Source organism: Polaromonas sp. CG_9.11 (assembly GCF_015752225.1).
Taxonomy (GTDB): domain Bacteria; phylum Pseudomonadota; class Gammaproteobacteria; order Burkholderiales; family Burkholderiaceae_C; genus Polaromonas.
Window position 1 is genome coordinate 113,426 of the sequence record NZ_JADOVE010000010.1, and the last position, 16,623, is coordinate 130,048.

Here is a 16,623-nt window from a genome sequence, read left to right on the forward strand (position 1 = left end):
GTAAAAAGCATGTCGGGGCAAATGCTACGGGTGGAAGAGGCGGCGGGTAGAGCTTGTAGCGCCGCTTTAGATCAGAACTTTCAAAAATAATGCCTCTTCGGATTTATAGGGCGGCTCTGAAAAGCTATTGATTTCATATTCACTGACCTTAAGCAGCGCAAATGAATTTGACAGTCTCCAGATTTGAGGGGTGCAGAAATGAAAAATTCTGAACTGGAGTTGTACACGGACTATTTGTTGAGCACGTTTGGTGCGGCGACGGCGACTGGGCTGTCGAAGATGGTGGATGGCGCGGTAAGCCATGACCGGATCACGCGGTTTTTGTCAAAACAGGAGTACACGTCCCGGGACTTGTGGCTGCAAGTCAAGGCGATGGTGAGAACGATGGACCAGCAAAAAGCTCAAGCGAAAAAGTGATGTCACCAAAAATGCGCTGTTGCGCGAGATGATCGAGACGTGCCTGCGAAACGGGTTGAAGTTTCGCTTTTGCCTGATGGACAGCTGGTTTGCTTCGCAAGAAAACCTTGACTTCATCACCGCACGGGGGGCGCCAGTTTATTACCGCGCTCAAGGACAACCGGCTGGTGGCGCTGAGCGAAGAGGATAGGAAGAACAAACGTTTTGTCCGGGTAGATGCGCTGGATTTCCCAGAGCAAACCGCCGTGCAAGGCTGGCTAAAGGGATATGCGAAAGCCGTCTGTTTGGTCCGCCAGGTCTTTAAAAACAAGGACGGCAGCACCGGGATACTGCATCTGGCTTGCAGCGACTTGACCTGCGACTACAACGCTATTCCCCTCGAGCTACAAAAAACGGTGGCAAGTGGAGGTGTTTCACAAATCCCTGAAGTCCAATGCCAACCTGGCAAAGTCACCAACTCAAACGGTGAGAACCCAAAGCAACCCTGTGTTCATGGCGATTTGTGCCGTGTTCAAGCTCGAATGTCTGAGCATCAAAAACAAGATCAATCCCTTCGCCCTGAGGCTCAAACTCCTCATCAACGCTTCGCACACCGCCTATGCTGAGCTTCAGCAATGGCGGGCGGCTGCGTAATGTCAGCTTTTCAGTCAGACATTACGGGTTTGACTGCCACCGGGATCGGTTTGTTCATCGTCATTGGCAAGGAGTCGGCTTCCGTGGGCCGGCGGCGTGACGCCGAAACCGCCTTGCTGATGGCGTGCCGGCTGGCGGAAAAACTCAAGGGAACGGGTTCGGTCGAGTCTGCAGATGCCAAATACCAGTTGGGTTGGCACTATGCGGCGCCCGCCTCGGAAAGCCTTTCTGGCATTGCTGCCGGCGTCCGGGCAGCGTTGCTGGCGCGCGCGCAACTGTTGTACTCCGACAGCTTGAATGCCTATCTGGCCAAATTTGGTGAGGCTCACGAAAAGTTCCGGTTCGCGGTCGAAGCGCTGGCATCGATACGGCAGACCCTGGTGCAGGTGCAAACCATATCTTTTTCCGAGCCGCGTGCTTCGGGAGCTGCTGGCAGCGCCAGCGAATCCGACAAGTCGGCGGCCCCACTCCGTTTGGCCTCTTCCTCTGCGCCGCATTCAACGACACGCAAAGTCGAACTTGCAAAGATTGCTTCGCCCATTCCTCAATCACCCGGCCTGACAAGCCGCAACCAGCCCAGTTTTGATTGCAAACGAGCACGTTCCATGCCCGAAAAGATGATCTGTTCCGATGCAGAGCTTTCCCAGCTCGACCGCGAGCTGGGGCGGGTCTATAAACGCGCAAGAAAAGCGACGTCTGACCGGGCCGCCTTTCGGCACCAGCAGAACCGGGAGTGGCTCAGGCGTGAATTAATCTGACGGGACCGTGATTGCCTGCTGCGCTGGCATGAAATCAGGCGTGATCAGTTGATGAGCGATACAGAAGCCCGGGGCGAGCCGGCGACGACGGTTTTTCGCTAGAGCGCATTTGTTCTAACCAGTCAACGAATTTTCCAACCTAAAAAAACACCTATTGCGCAAGCTGCGTATGCGCTGGCAGCTATTGATCGGTAGTAAAAAATGCTGCATTTATTGCTTCGAAACTTTGCGATGTTGCTTGACGCGTGAGCAGTCAAAAAAGGGCGGACAAGAAAAAACCCCAAGTAATTCAATTACTTGGGGTCATGTTCTGGCGGAAGAGGCGGGATTCGAACCCGCGGTAGGTATAACCCTACGCACGCTTTCCAGGCGTGTGACTTAAACCGCTCATCCACCCTTCCGCGAAGCCCTCAATTATAGCAGTCGCCCGGAGCAGCTCCGCCAGCCTGGGCAGGAAATTGCCGGTTAATGCACCGTTCCCTGGTAGCGGTGCTTTTCGAGTTGCGCCATGGTGACGAACTGGAGCGCATTCGCATGCGTGGCTTCCAGGATCACGGGCGGCGCAACCCCGGCCTCCATCGCCTCCCGCCAGCGAAGGGCGCACAGGCACCAGCGGTCGCCCGGGCCCAAGCCATTGAAACGGTGTTCGGGCAAGGGCGTGACCAAGTCGTTGCCAACAGCCTTCGAGAAGTGCAGAAATTCCGCCGTCACCCGGACACAGATCAGGTGGGAGCCGTGGTCGCTGGCATCGGTATTGCAGCATCCGTCTCGAAAGTAACCGGTCAGCGGGTCATACGAGCAGGGCGCCAGTTCGGTGCCGATAACGTTTTTTGCATTCATGTTGTTTTGCCTTTTAAAAAACCCAGGCCAGCCAGTGCTCAGGCCTTGATGGATTGCACCATTTTCATGGCCGAGGTGATGAGCGCAGAGACTTCCGTCATGTTGCTGGGAACGATCAGCGTCGTTGTGGCATCGCTGGCGACCTGCGAATATGCCGCCACTGCCTTTTCAGCCACCTTGAGTTGCACCGCCAGTTCGCCGCCGGGTTGGCGGATCGCCATGGCGACGATTTCGATGGCCCGGGCGTTGGCCTCTGCCACTGCCAGGATGGCCGAGGCCTCGCCTTGCGCATTGTTGATGGCGGCCTGCTTTTCCCCTTCAGAGCGGGCAATGAAGGCTTCACGCTCGCCGGTGGCGATGTTGATCTGCTCCTGCTTGCGGCCTTCGGATGCGGCGATCAGCGCGCGTTTTTCGCGTTCCGCCGTGATTTGCGACTGCATTGCATGCAGAATTTCCTTTGGCGGTGTCAGGTCCTTGATCTCGTAGCGCAGCACCTTGACGCCCCAGTTGAGCGCCGCCTCGTCAATCGCGGCAACGACCTGCGCATTGATGATGTTGCGCTCCTCAAAAGTCTTGTCCAGCTCCAGCTTGCCAATGACCGAGCGCAGTGAGGTCTGGGCCAATTGCGTGACGGCAACGATGTAGTTGGATGAGCCGTAGCTGGCCCGCATCGCATCGGTCACCTGGAAATACAAGATCCCGTCCACTTGCAACTGCGTGTTGTCGCGGGTGATACACACTTGGCTGGGCACGTCCAGCGGGATTTCCTTCAGGCTGTGCTTGTAGGCCACGCGGTCGATGAAAGGAATCAAAAAGTTCAGGCCCGGCGCCAGGGTTCCGAGGTATTTGCCCAAACGTTCCACCACCCAGGCGTTTTGCTGCGGCACCACCTTGATGCTCTGCACGATAAAAATGCCTGCCAGGATGAGGATGACGATTGCAATTTCCATGGAATATTCCTTGCTATAAATTCAGGTTAGGGGCCTTGCGTGGGTGGCCCTGGATCCGACCCATGTGCTTTTAGAGCGGTTCGATCACCAGGCGGTTGCCACGCATTTCCTTGATGCGGAAGTTTCCCGGAACTGATGGCTCGCCGGGGTCAGCGGCAATGGCGGTCCACCGGGCACCGCGAAAATGCACGCCGGCCGTGCCGTCTGTATTCCACAGCACCACGTGAACCGTGTCTCCGATGTCAAGATGGACGTTTGGATTGGAGCTGGCCTCAAGGGGTGCATGGCCTTGGCGGCGGCCCCAGCGCCAGGCCGCTACGGCGCCGCCGCCGATGGCAGCCGCCATCAGCATCTGGCCCGCCAAGGCCATGCCCAGGCTCGCCGCCAGCGCACCAGTCACCAGTCCAGCGGCCAGCATCAACAGATAAAACGTGCCGGTCACCAGTTCTACGGCGATGGCCGCGCCTGCCAGCAGCCACCAGATGCCTGCTTCGCCCATGATTTTTCCTCTTGGTTAATTGATCTTCCTTATTTTGGGCCAGATCAGCCTGGGGCAACCGGAAAGACACAATACGTCCTTACACTTTGCAGTCTGAAAAAAGTCTTTGCGCCTTGGAAAAAGGATGATTGCAGAGATAAGCGAAAATTGCGGCCTAGCCTGCGCAAGGAATTGCGCGGCACGCCTTGCCTGCCAGGCGGCGCGCTTTTCTTCGTCAAACCGTTCAGGCTCAACCTGTCTATGCCTTCTAAACGTTCATTGTCAAGCCCTCCGACAGGTTATGGGCGCCCTTAACTCCTGCATACGCCATGAAATTTCGCTTTCCGATTGTCATCATTGACGAAGACTTCCGTTCTGAAAACACCTCTGGGCTGGGCATTCGTGCGCTTGCCCAGGCGATTGAAACCGAGGGCTTCGAAGTGTTGGGCGTAACTGGTTACGGCGACCTGTCGCAGTTTGCGCAGCAGCAAAGCCGTGCCAGCGCGTTCATCTTGTCAATTGACGACGAGGAATTCACACCCGGCCCGGACCTGGACCCTGCCGTTCTTGACCTGCGAAAGTTCATCGCCGAGGTGCGACGCAAAAATCTGGACGTGCCGATTTATGTCTATGGCGAGACCAAGACGTCGCGCCACATTCCCAACGACATCTTGCGCGAGCTGCACGGCTTCATCCACATGTTCGAGGACACGCCCGAATTCGTGGCGCGACACATCATTCGCGAAGCCAAGAGCTACCTCGAAGGTGTGCAGCCGCCGTTTTTCAAGGCCCTGCTGGACTATGCCGAAGACGGATCGTACTCGTGGCATTGCCCGGGCCATTCCGGCGGCGTGGCGTTTCTGAAAAGCCCGGTCGGCCAGATGTACCACCAGTTCTACGGCGAGAACATGCTGCGCTCTGACGTTTGCAATGCGGTGGAAGAACTCGGCCAGTTGCTGGACCACAACGGCGCCATTGGCGCCAGCGAACGCAACGCAGCACGCATCTTCAATGCCGACCACTGCTTTTTCGTGACCAACGGCACCTCGACATCCAACAAGATGGTCTGGCACCATACCGTGGCGCCGGGCGACGTGGTCGTGGTCGACCGCAACTGCCACAAGTCGATCCTGCACGCCATCATCATGACGGGGTCCATACCCGTTTTCCTGAAGCCGACGCGCAATCATTTCGGCATCATCGGTCCGATTCCGCAGAGTGAATTCGAGCCCGGAGCCATTCGCGCCAAGATTGCCGCAAATCCGTTGCTCAAGGGTGTCGATGCCGAAACGGTCGCGCCACGCGTGCTGACGCTGACCCAGTCCACCTATGACGGCGTGCTGTACAACACAGAGACCATCAAGGGCATGCTGGACGGCTACATTGACAACCTGCACTTTGACGAAGCCTGGCTGCCACACGCTGCATTCCACCCGTTTTACGGCACCTACCATTCGATGGGCAAGAACCGCATCCGGCCTAAAAACGCCGTGGTGTACGCCACGCAGTCGATCCACAAGCTGCTGGCCGGCATCAGCCAGGCCAGCCATGTGCTGGTCCAGGATTCACAAAACGTCAAGCTGGACAGGCACCTTTTTAACGAAGCCTACCTGATGCACACCTCGACGTCGCCGCAATACAGCATCATCGCCAGCTGCGATGTGGCCGCCGCCATGATGGAGCCGCCCGGCGGCACCGCGCTGGTCGAGGAAAGCATTGCCGAGGCCCTTGATTTCCGCCGCGCCATGCGCAAGATCGCCGATGAATATGAAACCGACTGGTGGTTCAAGGTCTGGGGCCCGGACAAGCTGGTCGAAGAAGGTATTGGGGAGGCCAAGGACTGGATCATCAAGGGCGAGTCGCGCAGCGCCAAGACGGCCAAAAACGGCGCCAACAACTGGCACGGTTTCGGCCAGATGGCCACCGGCTTCAACATGCTGGACCCGATCAAATCGACCATTGTGACGCCGGGGCTGGACCTGAACGGCAAGTTCTCCAAGACCGGTATTCCGGCCAGCATCGTGACCAAGTTCCTGGCCGAACACGGCGTGATCGTGGAAAAGACGGGGCTGTACAGTTTCTTCATCCTGTTCACCATCGGCATCACCAAGGGCCGCTGGAACACGCTGCTGACTGCGCTGCAGCAGTTCAAGGACGACTACGACAAAAACCAGCCCATGTGGCGCATCCTGCCCGAGTTCTGCCAGAAGTTTCCGAAGTACGAGCGCATGGGGCTGGCTGACCTGTGCCAGCATATTCACACCCTGTATGCCAAGTACGACATTGCCCGCCTGACGACCGACGTGTACCTGAGTGACCTGACGCCGGCCATGAAGCCAAGCGATGCCTATGCGCACATTGCCCACCGCACGACCGATCGGGTGGAAATCGACCACCTGGAGGGCCGCATCACCGTCGGCCTGGTCACGCCTTACCCGCCAGGCATTCCGCTGCTGATCCCGGGCGAGGTGTTCAACAAGAAAATCGTTGACTACCTGAAGTTCTCCCGTGAGTTCAATGCGCAGTGCCCCGGTTTTGAGACCGATATTCATGGCCTGGTCGAGCAGACCGATGCCAAGGGCAAGGTCCGCTACTACGCCGACTGCGTCAAGCTGTAGTTCGGAGCGGCCCGCCAGTGGCGCGGGTCTGGGGGAAAGGTCGGTCCAGCGATGGCACCGGCCTTTTTGTTGCGCGCCGGTTTTCCTCAATCTTCACGCACCCGCATGAAGCTGGCAAAGCGCGGAATACCGCTGTCATTGAGTCCCCGAAAACGGTAGGTGACGCGTGCACCGATGGCGGGCGGGTTTTGCCGCTGGGCATCGCTCAATCCGGTGCCCAGCTTGAAGCGCTGCGCGGGCTTGTCGCCTGCTGCCGGAATTTCCACCAGCAGCGCGCCCAGCCTGCCGGCATGTTTGCCTCGGCCTGGAAGGTGTGCCACGACTTGTGCTTCGCTGTCTTCGTGGGTTTTGAGCTTGAGCAGGTCGTCGCTGCGCAGCCCCTTATACAGGGAGGCGCCGCGGTGCAGCATCAGGCCTTCGCCGCCATTTTTGACCGTTCTGGTCAGCAGGACGCGCAGGGCTTGCGGGCTGGCCACTTTGGACTGTGCAACCGCTTGCACCCAGAGCTGGTCAATACGGCTGACCACGCCGTGCAAAGCCGGAATCCGCTCGGTGAACGTGCCGCCCTGCGCGGGCAGGTCAAACACCATGAAACGCAGCGTGCGCCAGGCAGCATCAGAGGGCGTTTGCTGGCGTGCGGTGGAAACGGCTTTGGCAAACTGCCCGTGCCCCGCCCAGAGTTCGCCATCCATGGGCTCTTTCGGCCAACCAGCCGTGAACCAGGCAGGGGCCGCAATGCGCTCGCCGCCACGTGTCCAGAAGGCTTGGCCGTCCCAGTAGCCACGCACACCGTCGTATTTTTCACTGACCCAGTAATCGGCCAGGATGGTGCCGTCGCGGTACACATTGGCCAGCATCAATGACGGCGCCGGTGAATGCGCTGATGAAGGCAGGGAGGCCTGGGCAGGCGCCGCTGCTGGCAGCAGCGACGCTGCAAGGGCCAAACTGACCATGGACAAAAGAAAACGCCGCTGCATCATGAACCGTTTGATGTGTGCTATGTATTAAATAGCTGTAAGCGCAGGCGGGACCTGCGCAAAAGGCCTGTTTTATATAAATTCAGGCCACCGACTCGCTGTCGCGGCTGGCGCCCGCCGTGGCGTTGAAGCCGCAGTCTACATAGGTGATCTCGGCGGTCATGCCTGACGCCAGATCGCTCAGCAGGAATGCGGCCACATTGCCCACATCGTCGATCGTGACATTTCGGCGCAGCGGCGAGGCCGCCGCCACCATGCCCAGCAGCTTGCCAAAGTCCTTGATGCCGCTGGCAGCCAGGGTCTTGATCGGGCCAGCGCTCAGGCCGTTGACGCGCATGTCCCGGGGGCCGAGCGATTCGGCCAGGTAACGCACCGACGCTTCCAGACTGGCTTTGGCCAGACCCATGGTGTTGTAATGCGGAATGATGCGGTCCGCGCCCAGGTACGTCAGGGTCAGCACGGCCGACTTCGGATTCAGGTAGGGCAGGGCAGCCTTGGTCATGGCCGGAAAGCTGTAGGCGCTGATGTCGTGGGCGATGCGGAAGTTCTCGCGCGACAGGCCGTCAAGGAAGTCGCCGGCAATTGCCTCGCGTGGCGCATACCCGATGCTGTGGACAAAGCCGTCAAAGGTCGGCCAGGTTTTGGTCAGGTCGGCAAACAGCTTTTCGATCTGCTCATCGGAGCCGACATCGCAGTCAAAGATCAGGGTGGAGTCGAAATCGGCTGCGAATTCGGTGATGCGATCCTTGAACCGCTCGCCCACGTAGCTGAAGGCCAGTTCTGCGCCCTGTGCGTGACAGGCCTTGGCGATGCCGTAGGCAATAGACCGTGTGGACAGCACCCCCGTGATCAACAATTTTTTGCCAGCGAGAAAACCCATTTTTATGCTCCAGTGTGTGTGTGATTCGGCCACGAGATTGCGCAGGCTGGCATTACGCGTCTGCGCAGCTGCAAAAATTCGGCCGAATTAAGTAGTGCAGAATTGTCGCATGCAGGATTTGATTTTTTTACGCGCTTGGCTGGCCGTTTGCGTGCTGTGCCTTGCGCCGCAAAGCTGGGCTGCCCATGCCTATGCCCAGTTTGGCGACGTCAAGTATCCGGCGGGTTTTACGCATTTCGATTATGTGAACCCGTTAGCGCCCAAGGCAGGCGAAATCCGCATGGTGCCGCCGACGCGGCCGACCAATTTCGACAAGTTCAACCCGTTTACCCTGCGCGGGACTGCACCGTATGGGCTGGGAATCTTGCTGATTGAAAGCCTGCTGACGGGCAATTCCGAGGAGCCGACCACGGCCTACGGACTGCTGGCCGATGACGTAGTGGTCGCGCCCGACAAACTCTCGGCGACATTCCGCCTGAATGACAAGGCGCGCTTTCACAACGGCGCGCCGGTGCTGGCGGCCGATGTGCTGCATTCATTCACCCAGCTCACCAGCAAGCTGGCCGCGCCGCAGTACCGCACGATTTATGCGGAAGTCAGGGGCGTCACCGTGGTGTCAGAGCGGGTGGTGCGGTTTGATTTCCTGACGCCCAACCCTGAGTTGCCGCTGGTGGTGGGCGGTATGCCGGTGTTCAGCCGCGACTGGGGGCAGTCGGGCGGCCAGGCCAAGCCTTTCGACAAGATCGTGTCCGAGATTCCCATCGGCTCGGGACCGTACAAAATCGCCAACCCCGCCATGGGACGCGACATCACCTATGTGCGCGACCCGGCCTACTGGGGCGCCGACCTGCCCAGCCGCAAGGGCCAGTTCAACTTTGACCGCATCAGCTTCAAGATCTACCTTGACGAAACCTCGCGCTTCGAGGGGCTGAAGGCTGGCGAATTTGATTTCCTGCGCGAATTCATCTCGCGCAACTGGGCACGGCAGTACACCGGCAAGGCTTTCGCGTCAGGTGAACTGGTCAAGCGCGCCTTTGAAAACCGCAACCCCGGCGATTTCCAGGGCTATGTTTTCAACCTGCGAAACCCCAAGTTCCAGGATGTGCGGGTGCGGCGCGCCATTGGCCTGGCGATGGATTTCGAGTGGATGAACCGGCAACTGTTCTATGGCCTGTACAAGCGCGTCAACGGCTACTTTCCCAACAGCGAGTTTCATGCCGAGGGCCTGCCCAAACCTGATGAACTGGCCTTGCTGGAGCCCTTGCGGACCCAACTCAAACCCGGGGTCTTCGGCTTGGCGCCGGTCTCGCCGACGACCACGCCACCCGGCAGCCTGAGGGAAAACCTTCGCCAAGCGCAGGCGCTGCTGCGCGAGGCAGGCTGGACCTACCGTGATGGCGCGCTGCGCAATGCACAGGGTGAAGCCTTCACCATCGAGTTTTTGAATGATCAACCCTCGCTGGTGCGTATCGTCGGGCCATTCCAGAAGGCGCTGGAAAAGCTCGGCATCACCATGACCTACCGCATCGTCGATTTCTCGCTGGGCAAGCAGAAGATGGATGCGTTCGATTTCGAGATCAGCACGCTGCGCCTGCCCGGCACCACCGCGCCGGGTGGAGAACTGCTGGAACTGTTTGGCTCGAAGGCAGCCTTGACGCCCGGGTCTTCCAATGTCTGGGGCATTGCCGATCCGGCGGTCGATGCACTGCTGCAAAAGGTCGTGACGGCCAAGACGCGTCCTCAACTGGGGGCCGCGATGCGGGCGCTGGACCGTGTGCTGACGCATGGCTACTATTCGGTTCCGCAGTACTACGGCGATGCCTTTCTGATTGGCTACAGGCCGCGTCCCTTTGTGCTGCCGCCGACCATTCCACCGTATTACCAGCCTGACACCTGGGCCATGAGCACCTGGTGGGCGTCTGCGTCGAACAAGTAGAAAGTACAACTGCCCATGGCCAGCTATATCCTCAAGCGCCTGCTGCTGATGATTCCGACCCTGTTCGGCGTGCTGCTGCTGACCTTTGCCATGGTTCAGTTCGTGCCCGGCGGGCCGGTCGAGCAGATGGTTGCGCAGCTTCAGGGCCGTGATTCGGGCGGCGAACGCGCTGCCAGTACAGGGGCCGGCTACCGCGGCCGGCAAGGCGTCGACGCCGAGCGCATTGAGGAGATCAAGGCGCTGTATGGATTCGACAAGCCGGTGCTTGAGCGCTTTGTCCAGATGCTGGGTCGCTTCGCCCGGTTTGACCTGGGCAACAGCTTTTACCAGCACAAGGATGTCTGGCAACTGGTCAAGGAAAAGCTGCCGGTGTCGGTCAGCCTGGGGCTGTGGACGTTTTTCCTGAGCTATTTGATTGCCGTTCCACTGGGCGTGGCCAAGGCGGTCAGGGCAGGCAGCCGCTTCGACTTCGCGACCACGCTGGTGGTGCTGGTCGGTTATGCGATTCCGGGCTTCGTGCTGGGCGTGGCGCTGCTGGTGGTGTTTGGCGGGCAGCTGCAGTGGTTTCCCTTGCGCGGGCTGACCTCGGCCAATTGGGAAACCCTCAGCTGGGGCGCCCGTATCACGGATTACCTGTGGCACATTACGCTGCCGGTCACGGCCATGGTGCTGGGCAGCTTTGCAGTGACAGCGGTGCTGACCAAGAATTCGTTCCTGGAGGAAATCCGCAAGCAGTATGTGCTGACGGCCAGGGCCAAGGGGCTGAGTGAACGCCAGGTGCTGTGGAAGCATGTGTTTCGCAATGCCCTGATTCCTATCGTCACCGGTTTTCCAGCGGCTTTCATCGGCGCGTTCTTCACCGGATCGCTGCTGATCGAAACCTTGTTCTCGCTCGATGGCCTGGGCCTGCTCAGCTACGAAAGCGTCATCCGGCGGGACTACCCGGTGGTGCTGGGAACGCTTTACCTGTTCACCCTGATTGGCCTGGTGACCAAGTTGGTCAGCGACCTGTGTTACGTGTGGGTCGATCCGCGCGTGAAGTTCGATTAAGTTATGAACGCCAACAATATTTCCATGCCGGCCTCGCTTCCTGAAGAGGTTTTAAAGGCAAGCGGGCGTCCCGTCCTGGCTTCTCCACCTTCTGTGTCGCCGTCGCGCCGAGCCTGGCAGCGCTTTCGGCGCAACCGGCTCGGCTACTGGAGCATGCTGCTGTTTTGCCTGCTGGTCGCGCTCAGTGTGTTTGCCGAGGTGTTGTCGAATGACAAGCCTCTGGTGATGCGCTACAAAGGCTCGCTGTATTTTCCACTCGTCAAGGACTATTCGGAAAAAACCTTTGACGGTGACTTCGACACCCCGGCCGACTACCTCGACCCGTTTATCAAGAGCAAGTTGACGCAGGGCAGCAACTGGGCGGTCTATCCACCGAATCCTTATGGGCCGCGCACCATCAACTATTTCGCCAAGGATCCGAATCCTTCGGCGCCGTCGCGTGACAACCTCTTTGGCACTGACGACCGGGGGCGCGATTTGCTGGCGCAGCTGATCTACGGTTTTCGCCTGAGCGTGCTGTTCGGTCTGGCGCTGACGTTCATCGGCGTGGTGATGGGCGTGATGGCAGGCGCCATTCAAGGCTATGCAGGCGGCAAGACCGACCTGGTCGGCCAGCGCTTCATTGAAATCTGGGGCTCGATGCCCGAGCTTTACCTGCTGATCATTTTCAGCGCCATCTTTGCGCCCAGCGTGCTCCTGCTGCTGGTGCTGCTCAGCCTGTTTGGCTGGATGGGGCTGTCGGACTACGTGCGCGCCGAGTTCCTGCGCAACCGCCAGATGGACTATGTGCGGGCGGCCAGGGCGCTGGGCGTGAGCAATCTGCAGATCATGTGGCGGCACATTCTGCCTAACAGCCTGACGCCCGTGGTGACTTTCCTGCCGTTTCGCATGAGCGCGGCCATTCTGGCACTGACCTCGCTGGACTTCCTGGGCTTGGGCGTACCGCCTGGAACGCCTTCGCTGGGCGAACTGCTGAGCCAGGGCAAGGCCAATATCGACGCCTGGTGGATTTCGCTGTCGACCTTTGCCGTGCTGGTCTTTACCTTGCTGTTGCTGACCTTCATGGGCGACGCATTGCGCGATGCCTTGGACCCTCGAAAGGCTGACCGATGAGCCTGCCGCTGCTGCAAGTCAAGGGGTTGCGCGTGTCGTTTGCCGGCAAGGAGGTGGTGCGTGGCATCGACTTTTCCATCGCGCCTGGCGAAAAGCTGGCGCTGGTCGGCGAGTCGGGATCGGGCAAGACGGTAACGGCGCTGAGCCTGCTTCGGCTGGTTCAGGATGCAGCGGTCAGCGGGCAGGCGCTGTTCGAAGCGCCCGGTGGCCAGGGCGACTTGTTGTCCATGCCCGAGCGGGCGCTGCTGGGAATTCGCGGCCGGGATATCGCCATGATTTTCCAGGAACCGATGACGGCATTGAACCCGCTGTTCACCGTGGGCGAGCAAATTGCCGAAGTTTTGCAGCTAAAAAATGGTGTTGCGCAGGCTGCATCTGCACAGGCTGCTATGGAACTGCTAGCAAGCACGGGTATTCCCGAGCCTGAGCGGCGGGCCCGCTCATTTCCGCATCAGTTGTCCGGTGGCCAGCGCCAGCGCGCCATGATTGCCATGGCGCTGGCCTGCCATCCCAGGCTGCTGCTGGCTGATGAGCCAACCACGGCGCTGGATGTCACGCTGCGTGGCCAGATCCTGGAACTGCTCGGGGATTTGCAGCGGAGAAACGGCATGGCCGTGCTGCTGATCACCCACGACCTGAACCTGGTGCGACGCTTTGCCGACCGGGTGGCGGTCATGGAAAACGGTCATATCGTCGAGCAGGGCAAGGTCGCCGACGTGTTTGCCCGGCCGCAGCATGCCTACACCCGCAAGCTGATTGACAGCAAACCCGTGCGCGATGTCGATGAAGCCCGACCGCAAGCCGTGCAACGCCTGCCGGTCATGCGGGCCAGCCAGTTGCGTGTCTCCTATCCTGTGGCCGTTCCAGGCATTCGAGGCTGGTTAAAAAGTGGCGAGTTTGTCGCGGTCAAGGATGCCTGCTTCAGCATTCCACCTGGCAGGACCCTGGGGATTGTGGGTGAGTCGGGCTCCGGCAAGTCCACGCTGGCGCTGGCCTGCCTGGGGCTGTTGAAATTTTCCGGACAACTGCAGGCGGCCGGGCAGTCGTGGAGCCGGCAGGCCGCCGGCAACAAGGCCATTCGCAAGGTGGTCCAGGTGGTGTTCCAGGACCCGTTTTCCTCGCTGTCGCCGCGCATGACGGTCGAGGCGATTGTGGAAGAAGGTCTGCTGGTGCACGAGCCATTGTTGAGTCAGCTTGAAAGAAGAGCGCGCGTCGAACAATCGCTGGCCGATGTGGGCATGGGCGAGGCGCAGTTTCCAGGGCTGCTGCGGCGCTATCCGCATGAATTCTCGGGTGGGCAGCGCCAGCGGCTGGCCATTGCCCGGGTGCTGATCGTCAATCCAGGCCTGCTGGTGCTTGATGAGCCGACAAGTGCGCTCGATGTGACGATTCAAAAGCAGGTGCTCGGGCTATTGCAGCGGCTTCAGCGGGAGCGCGGCCTGAGCTACCTGCTGATCACACACGACATCGAAGTGATTCGTGCCATGGCCCATGAGGTGATGGTGATGAAAGACGGCGAAATCGTCGAATCGGGCCCTGTGCAGTCTGTGATGGACAGGCCGCAGCATCCTCACACGAAAATTCTGGTGGCACAGGGCTGAATCCTTGCCTCGATGGGTTGAATTTTCTGGGCCATGAAGGCCAAACCTGTAGAAAAATTGTTGCGTTACGGCGTCCTGTACGCTAGAATACGCGCTTCACACGACCAAATGGGCGGGTTTTTACCGCCCATTTTTTTTGGGCGTTTGTTTTTTGCACCGGGCAAATAAACGGTTGGCGAATCGCTAGAAGGAACGAAAGACTGAATGGCTTTGCAAGAGACGATTGAGCAAACGGTAACGGGGCTGGGCTACGAACTGGTAGAGATCGAGCGAACCAGTGGCGGCTTGCTGCGTGTCACGATGGACATGCCTTACCTTGCCGGAACGCCGGCCGATGCCGTGCAGTTTATCAATGCTGAAGACTGCGAAAAGGTGACACGCCAGCTGCAGTTCGTGCTCGAAGTCGAAGGTGCCGAGTATTCGCGCCTGGAAGTCAGTTCCCCCGGCATCGACCGGCCCCTGCGCAATGAAAAAGATTTTGAGCGGTTTGTGGGTGAGTTGATTGACATCATCCTCAAGGCGCCGATTGGCGTGGCTGCGAGTGCCGGTTCTACCGTTTCGGCCAGCCGCAAGAAATTCCGCGGAGCGCTGGAACGGGCCGAGCCTGTCGGCACTCAGATGGGATGGCAAATCGTCTGGAGTGACGAGCCTGCTGTCAAGCCTGGGCAGAAGGTTGGCAAGAATCGAATTCCTGCGCCTCTCCAGGCGCTGGCGTTCACACTGGATGAAATCCAACAGGCACGTTTGGCGCCCGTGGTTGATTTCAAGGGCCGCAGACCCAAATCTGTTGCCGATACATCCATAGAAACATAATTTAGAAAGGCAGGCCTGTGAAATGAATCGCGAACTGTTGATGCTGGTTGATGCCATCTCGCGTGAAAAAAACGTTGAGCGCGACGTTGTATTCGGCGCTGTCGAGCTTGCGCTCGCATCGGCGACCAAGAAAGTTTATGCCGACGGCGTGGACATCCGTGTGGTGGTGGACCGCGACAGCGGCAATTACGAAACCTTCCGCCGATGGCTGGTGGTCGCCGACGAGGCCGGCCTGCAAAATCCCGAAGCCGAAGAACTGGTGACCGATGCGCGCGACGAAATCGCCGACATCGAAGAGGGCGATTACATTGAAAAGCCGGTGGAAAGCCTGCCCATCGGCCGGATTGGCGCGCAGGCAGCCAAGCAGGTCATTTTGCAGAAAATCCGCGATGCCGAGCGCGAAATGCTGCTCAACGACTTCATGTCGCGTGGCGACAAGATTTTTGTCGGCACGGTCAAGCGCATGGACAAGGGCGACCTGATCGTTGAGTCCGGCCGCGTTGAAGGCCGGTTGCGCCGCAGCGACATGATTCCGAAGGAAAACCTGCGCACCGGCGATCGTGTGCGCGCCATGATCATGGAAGTCGACACCACGCTGCGTGGCGCGCCCATCATCTTGTCGCGGACGTCGCCCGAATACATGATCGAGCTGTTCCGTCAGGAAGTGCCTGAAATCGAACAGGGCCTGCTGGAAATCAAGACCTGCGCCCGTGACCCAGGTTCCCGCGCGAAGATCGCCGTGCTCTCGCATGACAAGCGCGTCGATCCGATCGGCACCTGTGTCGGCGTTCGCGGCACCCGCGTCAACGGCGTGACCAACGAGCTGGCTGGCGAACGCGTGGACATCGTGCTGTGGAGCGAAGACCCGGCCCAGTTCGTGATTGGTGCGCTGGCGCCTGCCAACGTGTCGTCGATCGTGGTTGATGAAGAGCGCCATGCCATGGATGTGGTGGTGGATGAGGAAAACCTCGCCATCGCGATTGGCCGTGGCGGCCAGAACGTGCGCCTGGCGTCCGAGCTGACCGGCTGGAAGATCAACATCATGGATGCCAATGAGTCGGCCCAGAAGCAGGCCAGCGAAACCGACAGCAGCCGCAAGTTGTTCATGGCCAAGCTCGATGTCGACGAAGAAATCGCCGACATCCTGATTTCTGAAGGCTTCACCAGCCTGGAGGAAGTGGCTTATGTGCCGCTGCAGGAAATGCTGGAAATCGAGTCGTTCGACGAAGACACCGTCAACGAGTTGCGCACGCGCGCCAAAGATGCACTGCTGACGATGGAAATCGCCCAGGAAGAAAATGTCGGCGGTGTTTCGCAGAATTTGCGCGACGTCGAAGGCTTGACGCCCGAGCTGATTGCCACATTGACCGAAGCGGGTGTTGCCACCCGCGACGACTTGGCCGATCTGGCCGTGGATGAGCTTACCGATATAACCGGCCAGTCTGCGGACGAGGCCAAAGCCCTGATCATGACTGCACGCGCCCATTGGTTTGCCAATGACGCTGGCGACGCTGCTGCACCCGCAGCAGCCCAAGAGCAATGATCATGGAGGCCAGTCA

13 protein-coding genes, 1 tRNA gene and 1 pseudogene are annotated in these 16,623 nt (G+C 59.3%); 9 read left to right on the plus strand and 6 right to left on the minus strand.

The window, feature by feature from the left end:
• Positions 1-198: 198 nt before the first annotated feature.
• Positions 199-1,050 (plus strand): annotated as a pseudogene (locus IWX85_RS10335) (transposase).
• Positions 1,032-1,808 (plus strand): lysozyme inhibitor LprI family protein, encoded by a 777-nt coding sequence (locus IWX85_RS10340; protein WP_196869671.1) that lies wholly within the window; start codon positions 1,032-1,034, stop codon positions 1,806-1,808. The pseudogene IWX85_RS10335 and the gene IWX85_RS10340 overlap by 19 nt, the downstream one beginning before the upstream one ends.
• Before the next feature lie 311 nt (positions 1,809-2,119).
• On the opposite strand, the gene IWX85_RS10345 is transcribed toward IWX85_RS10340, so the two are convergent.
• The 4 genes from IWX85_RS10345 to IWX85_RS10360 all read right to left on the minus strand — a co-directional run bounded on the left by IWX85_RS10345 (position 2,120) and on the right by IWX85_RS10360 (position 4,097).
• Positions 2,120-2,209: transfer RNA gene (locus IWX85_RS10345), tRNA-Ser, on the minus strand.
• 64 nt (positions 2,210-2,273) lie between these two features.
• Entirely contained in the window at positions 2,274-2,648 is a 375-nt protein-coding gene (locus IWX85_RS10350) for a DUF2237 family protein (protein ID WP_036804280.1), read from the minus strand.
• 38 nt (positions 2,649-2,686) lie between these two features.
• The gene (locus IWX85_RS10355) at positions 2,687-3,598 is read right to left on the minus strand and encodes an SPFH domain-containing protein (RefSeq protein WP_036804278.1); all 912 of its coding nucleotides are present in this window, start codon (positions 3,596-3,598) and stop codon (positions 2,687-2,689) included.
• A 70-nt stretch (positions 3,599-3,668) separates the two neighbouring features.
• A complete protein-coding gene (locus tag IWX85_RS10360; protein ID WP_196869672.1) occupies positions 3,669-4,097 on the minus strand; it encodes an NfeD family protein in 429 nt (142 codons plus the stop codon).
• Between the two features lie 308 nt (positions 4,098-4,405).
• Between IWX85_RS10360 and IWX85_RS10365 the strand changes: the two genes are divergently transcribed.
• Entirely contained in the window at positions 4,406-6,694 is a 2,289-nt protein-coding gene (locus IWX85_RS10365) for an arginine/lysine/ornithine decarboxylase (RefSeq protein WP_036804275.1), read from the plus strand.
• Positions 6,695-6,780: 86 nt separating this feature from the next.
• On the opposite strand, the gene IWX85_RS10370 is transcribed toward IWX85_RS10365, so the two are convergent.
• Positions 6,781-7,647: a DNA ligase gene (locus IWX85_RS10370; RefSeq protein WP_370584259.1), complete on the minus strand. Its 867-nt coding sequence runs from the start codon at positions 7,645-7,647 to the stop codon at positions 6,781-6,783.
• 106 nt (positions 7,648-7,753) lie between these two features.
• Positions 7,754-8,551, minus strand: coding sequence for an enoyl-ACP reductase FabI (gene fabI / locus IWX85_RS10375; RefSeq protein WP_196869673.1), 798 nt, complete (start codon positions 8,549-8,551; stop codon positions 7,754-7,756).
• 109 nt (positions 8,552-8,660) lie between these two features.
• On the opposite strand from fabI, the gene IWX85_RS10380 reads away from it, so the two are divergent.
• The 6 genes from IWX85_RS10380 (at position 8,661) to nusA (ending at position 16,607) form a co-directional block, all read left to right on the plus strand.
• Positions 8,661-10,487 carry an extracellular solute-binding protein gene (locus tag IWX85_RS10380; RefSeq protein WP_196869674.1) on the plus strand — a complete coding sequence of 609 codons (1,827 nt, stop codon included), beginning with the start codon at positions 8,661-8,663 and terminating at the stop codon, positions 10,485-10,487.
• A gap of 15 nt (positions 10,488-10,502) precedes the next feature.
• On the plus strand, positions 10,503-11,537 hold the full coding sequence (locus IWX85_RS10385; protein WP_196869675.1) for a microcin C ABC transporter permease YejB: 1,035 nt from the start codon (positions 10,503-10,505) through the stop codon (positions 11,535-11,537).
• Positions 11,538-11,540: 3 nt separating this feature from the next.
• Positions 11,541-12,650 carry an ABC transporter permease gene (locus IWX85_RS10390; RefSeq protein ID WP_081932310.1) on the plus strand — a complete coding sequence of 370 codons (1,110 nt, stop codon included), beginning with the start codon at positions 11,541-11,543 and terminating at the stop codon, positions 12,648-12,650.
• Entirely contained in the window at positions 12,647-14,251 is a 1,605-nt protein-coding gene (locus IWX85_RS10395) for an ABC transporter ATP-binding protein (protein WP_196869676.1), read from the plus strand. The genes IWX85_RS10390 and IWX85_RS10395 overlap by 4 nt, the downstream gene beginning before the upstream one ends.
• 204 nt (positions 14,252-14,455) lie before the next feature.
• On the plus strand, positions 14,456-15,064 hold the full coding sequence (gene rimP, locus IWX85_RS10400) for a ribosome maturation factor RimP (RefSeq protein WP_196869677.1): 609 nt from the start codon (positions 14,456-14,458) through the stop codon (positions 15,062-15,064).
• A 22-nt stretch (positions 15,065-15,086) separates the two neighbouring features.
• Positions 15,087-16,607, plus strand: a complete 1,521-nt coding sequence (gene nusA, locus IWX85_RS10405; protein ID WP_036804264.1) for a transcription termination factor NusA — start codon at positions 15,087-15,089, stop codon at positions 16,605-16,607.
• Positions 16,608-16,623 lie beyond the last annotated feature (16 nt).